This window comes from Amycolatopsis sp. NPDC045836 (assembly GCF_056431745.1).
Genome location: NZ_JBWKKF010000009.1, coordinates 215,968 through 230,416 on the forward strand (window position 1 = coordinate 215,968; position 14,449 = coordinate 230,416).

The 14,449-nt window shown below is 69.1% G+C and carries 15 protein-coding genes and 1 pseudogene; 6 read left to right on the forward strand and 10 right to left on the reverse strand.

Annotated elements, in window-relative coordinates; genetic code table 11:
• The first annotated feature begins 3 nt into the window (after positions 1-3).
• Both trxA and AC07EG_RS19625 read left to right on the forward strand, forming a co-directional pair.
• Positions 4-327 (forward strand): thioredoxin, encoded by a 324-nt coding sequence (gene trxA, locus AC07EG_RS19620; RefSeq protein WP_478254545.1) that lies wholly within the window; start codon positions 4-6, stop codon positions 325-327.
• 265 nt (positions 328-592) lie between these two features.
• Positions 593-1,732, forward strand: coding sequence for an N-acetylmuramoyl-L-alanine amidase (locus tag AC07EG_RS19625; protein ID WP_478254546.1), 1,140 nt, complete (start codon positions 593-595; stop codon positions 1,730-1,732).
• A gap of 121 nt (positions 1,733-1,853) precedes the next feature.
• On the opposite strand, the gene AC07EG_RS19630 is transcribed toward AC07EG_RS19625, so the two are convergent.
• Entirely contained in the window at positions 1,854-2,489 is a 636-nt protein-coding gene (locus AC07EG_RS19630) for an N-acetyltransferase family protein (RefSeq protein WP_478254547.1), read from the reverse strand.
• Positions 2,490-2,686: 197 nt separating this feature from the next.
• On the opposite strand from AC07EG_RS19630, the gene AC07EG_RS19635 reads away from it, so the two are divergent.
• Positions 2,687-4,009, forward strand: a complete 1,323-nt coding sequence (locus AC07EG_RS19635; protein ID WP_478254548.1) for an aminotransferase-like domain-containing protein — start codon at positions 2,687-2,689, stop codon at positions 4,007-4,009.
• Positions 4,010-4,030: 21 nt separating this feature from the next.
• Positions 4,031-4,975, forward strand: a complete 945-nt coding sequence (locus tag AC07EG_RS19640; RefSeq protein WP_478254549.1) for a D-alanine--D-alanine ligase family protein — start codon at positions 4,031-4,033, stop codon at positions 4,973-4,975.
• A 108-nt stretch (positions 4,976-5,083) separates the two neighbouring features.
• Here the strand turns inward: AC07EG_RS19640 and AC07EG_RS19645 are convergent, their stop codons facing one another.
• The 3 genes from AC07EG_RS19645 to rsmG form a co-directional block, all read right to left on the reverse strand.
• Positions 5,084-6,055: a ParB/RepB/Spo0J family partition protein gene (locus AC07EG_RS19645; protein ID WP_478254550.1), complete on the reverse strand. Its 972-nt coding sequence runs from the start codon at positions 6,053-6,055 to the stop codon at positions 5,084-5,086.
• Complete coding sequence (locus tag AC07EG_RS19650; protein WP_478254551.1) at positions 6,052-6,966, reverse strand: ParA family protein; 915 nt, start codon at positions 6,964-6,966, stop codon at positions 6,052-6,054. Before AC07EG_RS19650 ends, AC07EG_RS19645 begins: the two co-directional genes overlap by 4 nt.
• A 63-nt stretch (positions 6,967-7,029) precedes the next feature.
• The gene (gene rsmG / locus AC07EG_RS19655; RefSeq protein ID WP_478254685.1) at positions 7,030-7,731 is read right to left on the reverse strand and encodes a 16S rRNA (guanine(527)-N(7))-methyltransferase RsmG; all 702 of its coding nucleotides are present in this window, start codon (positions 7,729-7,731) and stop codon (positions 7,030-7,032) included.
• A gap of 569 nt (positions 7,732-8,300) precedes the next feature.
• Between rsmG and AC07EG_RS19660 the strand changes: the two are divergent.
• A pseudogene (locus tag AC07EG_RS19660) lies at positions 8,301-8,598 on the forward strand (hypothetical protein); the annotation flags it as partial.
• A gap of 126 nt (positions 8,599-8,724) precedes the next feature.
• On the opposite strand, the gene AC07EG_RS19665 reads toward AC07EG_RS19660, so the two are convergent.
• From AC07EG_RS19665 to rpmH, 5 genes are read right to left on the reverse strand one after another with little or no spacing between them, the layout of a single operon-like run.
• Positions 8,725-9,276 (reverse strand): Jag family protein, encoded by a 552-nt coding sequence (locus AC07EG_RS19665; protein ID WP_478254552.1) that lies wholly within the window; start codon positions 9,274-9,276, stop codon positions 8,725-8,727.
• A 25-nt stretch (positions 9,277-9,301) separates the two neighbouring features.
• Positions 9,302-10,450 carry a membrane protein insertase YidC gene (gene yidC, locus AC07EG_RS19670; protein ID WP_478254553.1) on the reverse strand — a complete coding sequence of 383 codons (1,149 nt, stop codon included), beginning with the start codon at positions 10,448-10,450 and terminating at the stop codon, positions 9,302-9,304.
• A gap of 4 nt (positions 10,451-10,454) precedes the next feature.
• The gene (yidD, locus tag AC07EG_RS19675) at positions 10,455-10,775 is read right to left on the reverse strand and encodes a membrane protein insertion efficiency factor YidD (protein WP_478254686.1); all 321 of its coding nucleotides are present in this window, start codon (positions 10,773-10,775) and stop codon (positions 10,455-10,457) included.
• Complete coding sequence (rnpA, locus tag AC07EG_RS19680) at positions 10,766-11,170, reverse strand: ribonuclease P protein component (RefSeq protein WP_478254554.1); 405 nt, start codon at positions 11,168-11,170, stop codon at positions 10,766-10,768. Before rnpA ends, yidD begins: the two co-directional genes overlap by 10 nt.
• A 17-nt stretch (positions 11,171-11,187) precedes the next feature.
• Complete coding sequence (rpmH, locus tag AC07EG_RS19685) at positions 11,188-11,331, reverse strand: 50S ribosomal protein L34 (RefSeq protein WP_113695296.1); 144 nt, start codon at positions 11,329-11,331, stop codon at positions 11,188-11,190.
• A gap of 522 nt (positions 11,332-11,853) precedes the next feature.
• On the opposite strand from rpmH, the gene dnaA reads away from it, so the two are divergent.
• Positions 11,854-13,527, forward strand: a complete 1,674-nt coding sequence (gene dnaA / locus AC07EG_RS19690) for a chromosomal replication initiator protein DnaA (RefSeq protein WP_478254555.1) — start codon at positions 11,854-11,856, stop codon at positions 13,525-13,527.
• Between the two features lie 25 nt (positions 13,528-13,552).
• Here the strand turns inward: dnaA and AC07EG_RS19695 are convergent, their stop codons facing one another.
• On the reverse strand, positions 13,553-14,158 hold the full coding sequence (locus AC07EG_RS19695; RefSeq protein ID WP_478254556.1) for a CGNR zinc finger domain-containing protein: 606 nt from the start codon (positions 14,156-14,158) through the stop codon (positions 13,553-13,555).
• Between the last annotated feature and the right edge of the window lie 291 nt (positions 14,159-14,449).

A 14,449-nucleotide genomic window follows, 5' to 3' on the forward strand; every position in this document is an offset into this window, starting at 1 on the left:
AAGATGACCGACACGGTCAAGGTGACGGACAAGAGCTTCACCGACGACGTCCTGACCAGCGAAAAGCCGGTTCTGGTCGACTTCTGGGCGACCTGGTGCGGCCCGTGCCGCATGGTGGCTCCGGTGCTCGAGGAGATCGCGTCGGAGAACAAGGACAAGATCACCATCGCCAAGCTCGACATCGACGAGAACCCGAACACCGCCCGTGACTACCAGGTGATGTCGATCCCGACGCTGATCCTGTTCCAGGGTGGCAAGCCGGTGAAGCAGATCGTCGGCGCCAAGCCGAAGGCCGCGCTGCTGTCGGACCTGTCCGACGTCCTGTGACCCTGCGTTGAACCAACCCGCCCGGGTGAGCCGTATCGATGGATACGGCTCACCCGGGCTTTTCACGTCCGGCGCCGGTCAGGCCGTCACACCAGCGGGAGCGGCGGCGCGGAACCGGTTGCCCGGTCCGCTGACCGGGTGCCCGCCAGGCAGCCCTTGCGCGCTCACCGAGAGTTCGCAGGGCACAATGGAGTTCCTGGGCCTTGCTGCCCAGTGACAAATTCGCCCAGCGCCGAACCGGCGCCCAAGGAAGAGCGAGGAGTGCATGCGGGTACTCCGCCGCGGCGACGCCGGTCCCGATGTCGCCGAGATCAGGTCGATGCTGGCCGCGCTGGAGCTGCTGCCCCCGGTCAACGGGTCGCCCGGCTCCTTCGACGCGGCGGTGGAACACGCCGTCCGGGCGTTCCAGCAGCGTCGTGGCCTGATCACCGACGGCATCGTCGGTCCGGCCACCTACCGGGCCCTGCGGGGCGCCAGCTACCACCTCGGCAGCCGGCCGCTGGCCTACCTGATCTCGTCGCCGGTGCACGGCGACGACGTGTTCGCGCTGCAGGAGCGGCTGACCGAACTCGGCTTCGACGCCGGCCGCCCGGACGGGGTGTTCGGCCCGCAGACCGAGCAGGCGCTGCGGACCTTCCAGCGGGACTACGGCCTGGTGGTAGACGGCATCTGCGGTGGCGGCACGGTCCGCGCGCTGCGGCAGCTGTCCCCGCGGGCCCGTGGTGGCCGCCCGGTGTTCCTGCGGGAGCAGGAGCAGGTGCGGCGCTCCGGGCCGCGGCTGCGCGGCAAGCGCATCGTGATCGACCCCGGCCACGGCGGCCACGACGGCGGGGTGGTCGTCGGCGGGCTGCGTGAGGCCGACATCGCCTGGGACCTGGCTCGCCGCCTGGAAGGCCGGATGAAGGCCACCGGCATGGAGGCCCTGATCTCACGGGGCCCGGACCACAGCCCGGCCGAGGCCGAGCGCGCCACCTTCGCCAACGAAGCCGGCGCCGACCTGTTCCTGTCGCTGCACAGCGACCAGAACCCGTCGCCGTACGCCCAGGGCGTGGCGAGCTTCCACTACGGCACCGGCAACGGCACCAGCTCCACGGTCGGCGAGCTGCTGGCCGGCTTCATCCAGCGGGAGCTGGCCGCGCGGACCGGGCTGCTGGACTGCCGGACGCACCCGAAGACCTGGGAAATCCTGCGGATGACCCGCTGCCCCGCGGTCCGGGTGGAGATCGGCTACCTGACCAACCCGGACGACCGGCGCCGCCTGGCCGACCCGGCCTTCCGCGACGTGGTGGCCGAAGGCATCCTGATCGCGGTGAAGCGCCTGTACCTGCTGGGCGAGGGCGACCAGCCCACCGGCACCTTCACCTTCGCCGACGTCCTGGCCTACGAACTCGCCAAGGCCGACTGAGCCCATTCCTTCACCCGAGAACGGCCCGGCGATGCCGCCGGGCCGTTCTCTGCTGGGGACAACTGTGCACAACCCTGTGGACAAGTCGGCAGTCCGTGCACAAACTGTGGACAACTCCGGGTCAGGAGCGGGCCACGCTGGGTTCGGCGGTGGTGATGGTGACCTGGCCGAGCAGCCGCTCCAGCGCCGCTTCGACGTCTTCCTTCCAGGAGATCGCCGAGCGCAGTTCGAGGCGCAACCGCGGGAACTTCGGGTGCGGGCGCACGGTCTTGAAGCCGACCGACTGCAGGAACTCGGCGGGCAGCACGCAGGCGTGCTCCGTACCGGGGGCGGGTTCGGTGGTCCCGAACGCCTCGATCGCCTTGACCCCGCGCCGGGTCAGGTCCTTCGCCACGGCCTGCACCAGCATCCGTCCCAGCCCGCCACCGCGGAACTCCGGCGCGATGTGGAACGAGGTGAGCAGCACGGCGTCCGGCGCCGGTGGGGAAGTGGGGAACGCGTTGGCCCGCGGCACGGCGTTCGGCGGGGCGTAGAGCACGAAGCCGATCGGCAGCGTGTCGCTGTAGACGATCCGGCCGCAGGAGCCCCATTCCAGCAGCACGCTGGACACCCAGGCTTCCTTCTCGACCTCGGTCTCGCCGAACTCCTCGGCCTGCGCCTTCAGGTGCGGCGCGACCTCCCAGTAGACGCACCGCCGGCAGTGCAGGGGTACCTGGTCCAGGTTGTCCAGCGTGACGCCCACGACGCGTCGCGACACCCGTCCGACCTCCCCTGTGTAACGAACCCCGTTGGGGGCACGGTTCACCGCAAGAGCAAACCGGCCGAGATCACAGGATATGCGGATGTGATGAGCACCGGAAGAGCCGAGGGCCCGAAGAGGGGATGGTTACACTCGATGGATCTACGAACGAGTAGCACTGATCATGCCGGCCGACATCGTTTGCGAAGTGCCCGATGAGCGAAAAGCGCCCAGCCAGACCGCCGCAGAGCGGCCACCACAACCTCGACCCGCACCTGCCGCGGTACGCCGCGCGCACCGCGGGCATGACGGCTTCGGAGATCCGAGCGCTGTTCGCGGTAGCCAGCCGTCCCGAGGTGGTCTCGCTGGCCGGCGGCATGCCGAACCTGGCGGCCCTGCCGCTGGAGTCGCTGTCCTCGCAGATGGCCGAGTTGATCGCGAACGACGGCCTGGTCGCGCTGCAGTACGGCTCCGCGCACGGCGTCCCGGCGCTGCGTGAGCAGATCTGCGAGGTGATGGCGCTGGAGGACATCAGCGCCCACCCCGACGACGTGGTGGTCACCGTCGGCTCCCAGATGGGCCTGGACATGGTGACCCGGCTGTTCTGCGACCCCGGCGACGTGGTGATCGCCGAGGGCCCGTCCTACGTGGGCGCGCTCGGGTCGTTCGCCGCCTACCAGGCCGAGGTCGTGCACGTCGCGATGGACGACCGGGGCCTGGTGCCCGAAGGTCTCCGCGAAGCGCTCGCCCAGTGCCGGTCGCACGGCAAGCGGGTCAAGTTCCTCTACACGATCCCGAACTTCCACAACCCCGCCGGCGTCACGCTCGCCATCGAGCGGCGCGCGGAGATCCTGGAGATCTGCCGCCAGTACGACGTGCTGGTGGTCGAGGACAACCCGTACGGCCTGCTCGGCTTCGACGGCCAGACCTATCCGGCGCTGCGGTCGATGGACCCGGACAACGTGGTCTACCTCGGCTCGTTCTCCAAGACCTTCGCCTCCGGCCTGCGGGTGGGCTGGGTGCTGGCGCCGCACGCGGTGCGCGAGAAGCTGGTGCTCGCGGCGGAGTCCGCCACGCTGTGCCCGCCGACGCTGAACCAGCTGGTCGTCTCGCGGTACCTGGCCACGCACGACTGGCAGGGCCAGATCAAGAAGTTCGGCGAGAACTACCGCGAACGCCGGGACGCCATCCTGTCCGCGCTGGAGCAGCACATGCCGCCCGGTTGCTCGTGGACCCATCCCGACGGTGGTTTCTACGTCTGGGTGACCGTGCCGGAAGGCGTCGACACCAAGGCGATGCTGCCGCGTGCGGTGACCGCTCGCGTCGCCTACGCCTCCGGCACCGGTTTCTACGCCGACGGATTCGGCAGCAGGCAGATGCGCCTGTCGTACTGCTACCCGACGCCGGAGCGCATCCGGGAGGGCGTGCGGCGGCTCGCCGCCGTGCTCGAATCCGAGATGGACCTCATGCGCACCTTCGGTAGCGTGAACCCCCGCGCGGTGTCCGGGCCGGAAAACCCGTCGCCCGACACCGCCTGACCAATTCTGAGGAGTTCCCCGGTGGCCGAACGCACCGTTGCCGTGCTCGCTGGCGGTCTGTCCCACGAACGCGACGTTTCCCTGCGTTCCGGCAGGCGGCTGTCCGCCGCGTTGCGGCACGAGGGGCTGTCCGTGTCCGAGTGGGACACCGACGCCGGGCTGCTGGAGCGGTTGCGCACCCAGCGACCGGATGCCGTTGTCGTCGCGCTGCACGGCGGTCAGGGCGAGAACGGTTCGGTGCAGACCGTGCTGGAGATGCTGGACGTGCCGTTCGTCGGCACCAGCTCGCAGGGTTGCCGTCGCGCCTGGGACAAGCCGACCGCGAAGGCGTTGCTCGCCAAGGCGGAGTTCGCCACGCCGGACTGGGTGGTGCTGCCGCACAGCACCTTCCGCGAACTCGGCGCGCAGGCCGTGCTCGACGCCATGGTGGACCGCCTGGGCCTGCCGTTGATCCTGAAGCCGGACCAGGGCGGCTCGGCGCTGGGCACGCAGGTGGTCCGGGACGCGGCCGAACTGCCGGCGGCGATGGTCGGCTGCTTCGCCTACGGCGACACCGTGCTCGCCGAGCGCTTCGTCGACGGCGTCGAGGTCGCCGTCGCGGTGGTCGAAACCGAAACCGGTCCGACCGCGCTGCCCGCGGTGGAGATCGTGCCCGAGAGCGGGGTGTACGACTACACCGCTCGCTACACCGCCGGGCTGACCGACTTCTTCGCTCCGGCCCGCCTGTCCGAGCAGTCGGCGAAGGCGGTCGGCGAACTCGCGGTCGCGGCGCACCAGTTGCTCGGCCTGCGTGACATCTCCCGGACCGACGCGGTGGTCGACGCGGACGGCACCGTGCACTTCCTCGAAGTGAACCTGTCGCCGGGGCTGACCGAGACCTCGACCGTGCCGATGGCGATCGAGGCCGGCGGCGGGTCGCTCGGCGCGGTCTTCGCCGAGCTGATCGACCGCGCGATCAAGCGCTGACCGAGCGCCGGATCGGTCCGATCCGGCGACGCGATCTTCGATTCCGCTGCGTGTTCGTTGATCGACGCTGGGAAATCATCACCGTGACGAAACGCCCCGGGGTGATCCCTAATCGGTTTTCCGTGTCTGATTTGCCCCATTCGGATCCATCAGTGCGACGATCCGCTCGAGGTCGTCCACCGAGCCGAACTCGACCACGATCCGGCCCTTGCGACGCCCGAGGTCGACCTTGACACGGGTGTCGAAGGTGTCGGAGAGCCGAACGGCGAGATCCTGCAACCCCGGCGCCTGCATCGGCTTGCGGGGAGCGGGCTTCGCCTTGCGCGGTGATTCGCTCTTCTTCAGCGTCACGGCCTCTTCGGTGGCGCGGACCGACATGCCTTCCGCGACGATCCGGGCGGCGAGGTCTTCCTGGTCCTCCGCGTTGTCCAGCGAGAGCAACGCACGCGCGTGCCCGGCGGACAGCACGCCCGCGGCCACCCGGCGCTGCACCGGCAACGGCAGCTTCAGCAACCGGATGGTGTTGGTGATGACCGGCCGGCTGCGGCCGATGCGCCCGGCGAGCTCCTCGTGGGTCACCTCGAACTCGTCGAGCAGCTGCTGGTAGGCGGCGGCTTCTTCGAGCGGGTTGAGCTGGACGCGGTGGATGTTCTCCAGCAGCGCGTCACGCAGCATCGCCTCGTCGGCGGTCTGGCGGACGATGGCCGGGATCTTCTCCAGCTCGGCCTGCTGCGACGCCCGGAGGCGCCGCTCGCCCATGACGAGTTCGTACTCGTCACCCGGCAGCTGGCGCACCACGACGGGCTGCATGAGCCCGAACTCGCGGATCGAGTGCTCCAGCTCGGCCAGCGCGTCCTCGTCGAAGACCTGCCGCGGCTGCTTCGGGTTCGGCTTGATCGCGCTGAGCGGCACCTCGCGGTAGACCGCGCCGGCGACCTCACCACCGGGCGCCGAGCCATTCTGCCCGTTCTCCACGGGCGCCGGTTTCACCTCGACCGGCTTGCCCTCGGTGTTGACCGGACCGGTCGGAATCAGGGCGGCCAGACCGCGGCCGAGCCCACCCCTGCGTTCGGCACTCATCGTCGGTCACCGTTCTTCGCACCGCGCTCGGCGATCTCGCGGGCCGCGTCGAGGTAGCTCAGCGCGCCGCGGGATCCGGGGTCGTAGGCGAGGATCGTCTGGCCGTAGCCGGGCGCTTCGGAGACCTTCACGCTGCGGGGGATGACCGTCTTCAATACGACCTCGCCGAAGTGGTTGCGCACCTCCTGGGTCACTTGGTCGGCGAGCTTGGTGCGCCCGTCGTACATGGTGAGCAGGATGGTGGAGACGGCCAGCTCGCGGTTCAGGTGCTGCTGGACGAGTTCGATGTTGCTGAGCAGCTGCCCGAGCCCTTCCAGCGCGTAGTACTCGCACTGGATCGGGATGAGCACCTCCTGCGCGGCGACCATCGCGTTCACCGTGAGCAGGCCGAGCGACGGCGGGCAGTCGATGAAGACGTAGTCGACGCCGAGCTGGTCGATCGCCTCGCTCGTCAGCGCCTCCTTGAGCCGCGTCTCGCGGGACGCCATGGAGACCAGTTCGATCTCGGCGCCGGCGAGGTCGATGGTGGCGGGCACGCAGTAGAGGTTGGGGGACTGCTCGCTGACCGCCGCGGCCTCCGCCAAGCTCACCTCGCCGAGCAGCACCTCGTAGACCGAGGGGGTGCCCGAGCGGTGTTCCACGTTGAGCGCGGTGCTGGCGTTGCCCTGGGGGTCGAGATCGACGACGAGCGTCTTGAGGCCGTGCACCGCGAGGGAGGCGGCGAGGTTCACCGCGCTGGTCGTTTTGCCGACCCCACCCTTCTGGTTGGCGACCGTGAGGACGCGGCGGCGGTCCGGCCGGGGGAGTTGGTGGGACTCCGGGTGCAGCACCCGCGCGGCGCGCATGGCTTCTTCCGCGATCGGGGTCCAACCCACGTCATGTCCGGTGTTTGCTGACGACGGCGGGTTCACCGGCCGAAGCACCTCCTCGATAGGGGCGAGCTGTTCTGGGTTCGTTTCACGTGGAACATCTCCTCAACGACGGCGCTGCGTCTGCGTCTTCGCCTTCCGTTCCGGCGAGACGCGGGGGATCAGCACCACGGTGGTCGGCACGTCCAGCAGGCCACCACCGCACTCCGCCACCGTCGCTTCACCGCCACCGGCCTTGCTCACCGCGAGCCGGTCTCGCGTTATCTCCTCCGCGGCACTCGATCCCTTCAACGCGAGCAGCGTGCCGCCGGTGCGCACCAGCGGCAGGCACCAGCCGGCCAGTTTCGCCAGGGGAGCGACCGCTCGCGCGGTCACCACGTCACGATCGGCCGCAGCAGCTCGAACGGCTTTCTCCTCCGCCCGCCCACGCACCACGGTGACGGATGACAGGTTCAGCTCGTCCACGACTTCGTTGAGCCAGTCGACGCGCCGCGCCATCGGCTCGATGAGCACGATATCGAGGTCCGGCCGGGCGATCGCCAGCGGAACCCCCGGCAGCCCGGCCCCGGATCCGACGTCGGCAACGCGAGCGGCGGTGCTGATCTTCTCGCCGATCACCGCGGAGTTCAAGATGTGGCGGTCCCACAGCCGGTCGACTTCACGGGGCCCGATGAGTCCACGCTCCACCCCGTGCTCGGCAAGCATCGCCGCGAACCGCTCGGCAACGGGAAGCCGCTCCCCGAACACCCGCTCCGCCGCCACCGGCGTCCCGACTCCCAAACCCACTCCGCCCTCCTCCTCGCTCACCGTTTCACGTGAAACGGTGCACCCCCGATTGTCCCCGATGCCCTCCGCCGACCCGCACGACGCACCCACAGATGTGCACGATCCCACGCCAAGTTTCACGTGAAACCACTCAGCACCTCCGGGCACGGCAGCACCTCTCTGCTCACCTCTCACATGAGCCACGCCGTCCTCAACGCTCTCGCCATTCCATGAAACCGCGCAGACCCAAGTCGACAGCCGCTTGTCAACCGGGAGGTCATTGCCACCTGCCCCAGCCCCACTCCCGGACGGCCACCGATTCAAACCCTCGGCCGCCACCATCAACGGCAACTGCACCCATAATCCCAAGCAGCCCGGAAACCCCAGAACCACCACGCTCCACAGCGCCACACCGACACCGCTCTGATACCCCACCACGCTCCGGGCGATCGGCGGCCTCGACATGTCCCAGCGGGTGCCACTGGCCCTCCACGAATTGGTGGCCTAGGACACCGCTACCGTTGAAGTTGGTACGGACACCTGTCTCGCCTTGGGCTCGGTTCGACTTGGCAGGCGGAACCTGAACACCTTCAGCCGCGCTTTACGTCAGGATCGACGACCGCCTCGCGGGCAGGCGTCGCCTGGGCAGACCGACGCCGAGCTGGTCACCCTCGCGGTGGCCTAGGCGCTGCCCGGGTTCCCCTCGGAAGCCCGCTGGCTCCGGGTTCGCGCCCGCCCGCATGCCCGGCGCTTTCCCGTTCCAGCCTGGACAGTCCGGCTGCAACCGCCGCCTCCACGAACCCCGCCTGCTCGGCGAGCGTCCCGGCCTGGTTGCTGCTGGAGCGCGGGATCCGGCTGATCCGCCCGTCCTATCGAAACCGCACACCACATCCCGGCGAGCCGCTGCTCAATATCCTCACCCTCGGGCGGCAGCACGCTGGCGGTTACGTCCGGTGGCCGACCAGCGCAAGCAGTTTCACGTGAAACGCAAAGCGGCCCGCCGGATCGGATCCGGCGGGCCGCTTGGTGAAAACCTCAGGAGGGGAAGACCACCACGCGACGCTTCGGGTCTTCGCCTTCGCTTTCGCTGCGGACGCCGTCGATGGCGGCGACCGCGTCGTGGACGACCTTGCGTTCGAACGGGCTCATCGGCTGCAGCCGCACCCGTTCGCCGGTGGACAGCACCGTTTCCGCGGTGGACCGGCCCAGCTCCCGCAGCTCCGCCCGGCGATCCGCCCGCCAGCCCGCGATGTCCAGCATCAGCCGGCTCCGCGAACCCGTCTCCTGCTGCACCGCCAGCCGCGTCAGTTCTTGCAGTGCCTCGAGCACGTTGCCCCGCGAGCCGACCAGCTTCTCCAGGTCGTCCCCGCCGTCGATGCTCACGATGGCCCGGCCGGCTTCGACATCCAGGTCGATGTCGCCGTCGTAGTCCAGCAGGTCCAGCAGGCGCTCCAGGTAGTCGCCCGCGATGTCGCCCTCCTTCACCAGGAGGTCGTCATCCACACCGTTCTTCGCGGGAGCGGCGGTCGCCTCGGCGACCTCGGTCTCCTCGCTCTCGGTGCCGACCGCTTCGGCCGTTTCCGCCATGCCTTGTCTCCTCTCCAGCCCGCGCTCAGCGGCGCTTCCGGCCAGACTTCTTCGTTGAGTCGCTGATCAGGCCGGGCACACCCGAGCCGTTCTCAGACGAGGTCGAGTTCGCGTCGGTGGCGGAGTTCGTCTTCGGCGCCGGCTTCTTCGCCGCGCCGGACCCGCCGGACGCCTTCTTCGCCGCGGTGCTGCCGCCCTGGGCGAACCCGTGCGGCGAGCCCGCCTTCTTCTTCGGCTGCCCCGGCTGGCCGGGCTTGGTGGAGGCGGAGCCGGACTGCGCCGGGTTCTTCTTCTGCTGCACCGGCTTCTGCCCGACCTTCGGCTTCTGGCCGACCTTCGGCGCGATGGTGTTGCGCTTCTCGATCGCCTCGGCCTTCTTCTTCTCCTCTTCCTTGTCGATCTTGGTGTAGACCAGGCGCTGCTGCATCAGGGTCCAGCCGTTGTTCGCCAGCCAGTAGATGAGCAGGCCGATCGGGAAGAGCGCACCGAAGACGAGCACACCGAGCGGGAAGACGTACAGCGTCAGCTTGTTCATCATCGCGGTCTGCTGGGTCGCCGACGCCGGGTTCTGGCGGGCGACCGAGTGCCGCGCGGTCAGGTGGGTCGCGATGGACGCGACGATCATCAGCGGGATCGCGACCGGCGCCACGTACCAGTGCCAGCCGCCGGAGGCCGCGTCGCCCGCGAGGATCTGGGTGTTGTGGATGGCGTCGCCGAGGTTGACGCCGAACAGCTTCGCGTTGACGTAGGACTCGACACCGCTCTTGTCGAAGAAGTAGTTCTCGGTCTTCTGCTCCAGCGGGACGTTCGTGAACATCCGCAGCACGTGGTTCAGGCCGATGAACACCGGGATCTGCAGCAGCATCGGCAGGCAGCTGCCGAGCGGGTTGACGCCGTGCTCCTTCTGGAGCTTCTGCATCTCCAGCGCCTGGCGCTGCTTGTCGTTGGCGTACTTCTTCTGGACCTTCTTGATCTCCGGCGCGAAGTCCTGCATCTTCTTCATCGACCGGACCTGGTTCACGAACGGCTTGAACATGATGCCGCGCACGGTGAAGGTCAGGAAGATGATCGCCAGGACCCAGGCCACGGCGCTGGCCTCGCCGAACACCAGCCCGAATACCTTGTGCCAACACCACAGGATGAAGGACACGGGGTAGTAGATGAAGTCGAGCACTGAACTACTCCTCGGTAGATGTACCAGGTCGGTGGTGGCGCCAGGTGAAGACCTCGGGTACCGGGTCCCGGCCGGGAGGGGTCCACGGCCCGCAGCGCAGCAGCCGGCGCACCGCGAGGTAGCTCCCGCGGGCCGCGCCGTGCCGGGTCAGTGCTTCCTGCGCGTAGGCACTGCAGCTGGGGTAGAACCGGCAGCTGGGCGGCAGGAAGGGGGAGATCGCCTTGCGGTAGAAGCGCACCGGGAGCAGAAGAACCCACGCGACCGGGCCCGGCCTCGGCACTGGTGCCGGGCTGCCCTCATCCGTTCGTGTTTCGCTCACACCGATGGCCCGTCTTCGCGCGATGGAGGATCCTGGCGTGCCCCGCCGGCGGAACCGGGCACGAGGCCGAGCCGGCGCAACGCCGAATCGAGGTCCGAACCGAGTTCCGCACTGGTGGCGGTGGCAGCGGCAGGCAGGGCCCGAACGACCAACGAGCTACCACCCGGAAGCGTTCCAAGCCGCGCGGATACGAGATGACGCAGCCGCCGGGCCACCCGGTGGCGCACCACCGAGTTCCCGACGGCCTTGCTCACGACGAAGCCCGCCCTGCTGCCGGTGGCACCGGGCGCGTGGCCCGGGATCGCGTGGACCACCAGGCGCTTGCGCCCGGCCCGGACGCCACCGCGCATGACCGAACGGAAGTCCTCGCTCCGCCGCAGTCGAGCGGTGGCCGGCAACACGGCGGGCCCCGCCGGAATCAGGCGGACAGCTCTTGACGGCCCTTGCGACGACGGGCCGCCAAGATGGCCCGGCCGGCACGGGTCCGCATGCGCAGCCGGAACCCGTGGGTCCGCGCGCGTCGGCGGTTGTTCGGCTGGAAGGTGCGCTTACCCTTTGCCACGGTCGACTTCTCCTGCTCTCTGACTCGCCGACGCCTGCGAGCAGACGTGAAACCGGGCGAGCGCGTACGTGTGTGTTCGTCTCCCGCTCCGGCCGCGACCCCACCTCGGTGGCGGGCAAGGAACACGGGCACGCGAAACGCACCCGCTGCCTGCGGGAGACCTTACGAGGGTACGCACCCGGCCCGGTGACACCGAAACCGGCCCCTCGATAACACACGGCGACCGCCCCGCCGGTGCCGGGCGAGGGTCGAATGGCGACACGCCGTGGACCGTGAAAAGCTTGCCGCCGGCTACGTCTTGTGGCATTGGGCGAGGCTTGTTAGCGTGCCTACCCCTGCCCCACCGAGGGCAGGTCCTCGCCGAGCGGGAGCGGGTGGAAAGCTCACCGCGGCATCGCCGTACATTAGTGCACAGTTGTGGACAACCTTGTGGATACCTGCTGCGCGGGTTCGGCTTGGGGATAGGGTAGAGCGCTCCGTGCGCGTGGACCGCGGGTGGACGAGGGGAGGGGAGCAGAGCAGGTGTCCGACCACCAGTTGAACCTGGGTGTGGTCTGGGAGCAGGTCGTGCGCGAACTGTCCGACAGCACGCTCTCCCCCCAGCAGCGCGCGTGGATGCGCGTGACCAGGCCGATCGGCCTGCTGGACGGCACCGCGCTGCTCGCCGCGCCGAGCGATTTCGCCAAGGAAGCCATCGAACGGGCTCTGCGGGGGGCGATCACCGACGCGCTCTCCCGCCGCCTCGGCCGCGAGGTCTCGCTGGCGGTCAAGGTCGAGACCACCGACGGGGCGATGGGCGGGCCGTCCGCGCCGCCAGCACCCAGCCGGTACGCCCCCACCCCCGGACGGGTGGAGAACGGCGCCGCCCCTCGACCGCCGAGCCCCCGGCCCCACCCGCCGCGGCCGATCCCCGGACCGCCCCCGGCGCCGCCGCTCGAAGGGTCGCCGATGCCGCCCGGCATGCCGCCCACCCGGAGCCCCCGGCCGGACCCCACGGAACTCTCCCGGTCCCACGATCAGGTGGATTCCGCCGACGACGGGGAAGAGGAAATAGACGAAGAGGGCGAGGCCCTCGCCACGGTCCACGAGATCTGGCCGACCTTCTCCGGTCAGCCGGTGGCCGGTCAGCCGTACACCGCGCCCGCGCAACCGCAGACCTCGAAGACCCGCCTCAACGAGAAGTACACCTTCGACACCTTCGTCATCGGCGCTTCGAACCGGTTCGCGCACGCCGCCTCGGTCGCCGTGGCCGAAGCGCCGTCGCGGGCCTACAACCCGTTGTTCATCTGGGGCGAGTCCGGCCTCGGCAAGACGCACCTGCTGCACGCCGTCGGGCACTACGCCCAGCGCCTGTTCCCCGGCATGCGCGTTCGGTACGTCTCCACCGAGGAGTTCACCAACGACTTCATCAACTCCCTGCGCGACGACCGCAAGGTGGCCTTCCAGCGCCGCTACCGCGACATCGACATCCTGCTCGTCGACGACATCCAGTTCCTCGAGGGCAAGGAAGGCACGCAGGAGGAGTTCTTCCACACCTTCAACACCCTGCACAACCAGAACAAGCAGATCGTGGTCTCCTCCGACCGGCCGCCGAAGCGGCTGGAAACCCTGGAGGACCGGCTGCGCACGCGGTTCGAGTGGGGCCTGATCACCGACATCCAGCCGCCCGAGCTGGAAACCCGCATCGCGATCCTGCGGAAGAAGGCCGCGCAGGACCGGCTCGCCGTGCCGGGTGAGGTGCTGGAGTTCATCGCGGCCAGGGTCGAGGCGAACATCCGCGAACTCGAAGGCGCGCTCATCCGCGTCACCGCGTTCGCGTCGCTGAACCAGCAGCCGGTCGACGTCGGCCTCGCCGAGATCGTGCTGCGCGACCTCATCCCGGATTCGCAGGCGCCGGAGATCAGCGCGCCGACCATCATGGGCGTCACCGCCGAGTTCTTCGACGTGTCGCTGGACGACCTGTGCGGCCCGGGGAAGACCAAGGCGCTGGCCACCGCGCGGCAGATCGCCATGTACCTGTGCCGCGAGCTGACCGACATGTCGCTGCCCCGGATCGGGCAGACCTTCGGCGGCCGCGACCACACCACGGTGATGCACGCGGCGAAGAAGATCCGCAAGGAGATGGCCGAGCGGCGGCGCATCTACGACCAGGTGCAGGAACTGACCTCCCGGATCAAGCAGCGCGCCCGCCAGTAGCTCAGCAAGTCAGCAAGTCAGTAGCTCAGTCCTTGGCCCGTCGCTCGCGGTAGGCCTTGACCTTGTTGCGGTTGCCGCAGCGCTGCATCGAGCACCACCGCCGGTTGCCGGGGCGCGAGGTGTCCAGGAACACCAGCGCGCAGTCCTCCGCTTCGCACTCACGCAGCCGGTCGATCCGGTCACCGCCGATGACGTCGATCGCCTCGCGCGCCGCGGTGCCGAGCACCTGGGCGCCGGTGATCGGCGTGGCCCAGGCGCACACCCCGGTGTCGAGCGCGATCCGCGGGCGCATCGACGTTTCCGCCGCCGCGTTGATGGTTTCCAGTTCGTCTTCGTTCGGTTCCTCGCCCGCGGAAACCACCTGGGCGACGGTCCAGAGCGTGTCGCGGAAGTGCTTGACGGCCCGCAGCTCGGCCGGCCGGATGCGGATGTCCTCCACCTCGATCGGCGCGGTGAGCGCCAGCCGGGAGTCCACCAGCCAGCTCGCCAGGTCGCCCGTGCCGCGCAGCAGCTCCCAGCTCTGGTCCTCCTCGGGGCCACCGGTGAGGAGCAGTTCGAGGAAGAACGCGCCGGGGTCGAAGGGGAAGGTCTGCCCGTCCACGCCGGTGACCAACCTGGTGCCCAGATCCACGTAACCAGTATAGAAGGTGTTGGACACCGTCTAGAGCGGTTACAGCTGCGAAGGCCGCGTACGCGCGCGAAGCACTTGTATAGCAAGGAAAGCGGCGCGTAGCGCGACGGGGCGCATCGCAACTTACACCACGAAGTTACGTGCGTGCGCTTCGCTTGCCCCACAAGGGAAAAGTGGTCCCCAGGCGCTCGACCTGGCGATCTTCCCTTTCTCCACAGGAAAAACACAGGTCCACCAGCAACCATGCACAGGTCATGCACAGAACTGTCCACATCACCCCGCAGAGCGATC

Excerpts from the sequence above, each read along its gene's own strand:
- trxA (WP_478254545.1), top strand. The coding sequence starts at position 4 with ATGACCGACACGGTCAAGGTGACGGACAAGAGCTTCACCGACGACGTC.
- AC07EG_RS19625 (WP_478254546.1), top strand. The coding sequence starts at position 593 with ATGCGGGTACTCCGCCGCGGCGACGCCGGTCCCGATGTCGCCGAGATC.
- AC07EG_RS19635 (WP_478254548.1), top strand. The coding sequence starts at position 2,687 with ATGAGCGAAAAGCGCCCAGCCAGACCGCCGCAGAGCGGCCACCACAAC.
- AC07EG_RS19645 (WP_478254550.1), bottom strand. The coding sequence starts at position 6,055 with ATGAGTGCCGAACGCAGGGGTGGGCTCGGCCGCGGTCTGGCCGCCCTG.
- AC07EG_RS19665 (WP_478254552.1), bottom strand. The coding sequence starts at position 9,276 with ATGGCGGAAACGGCCGAAGCGGTCGGCACCGAGAGCGAGGAGACCGAG.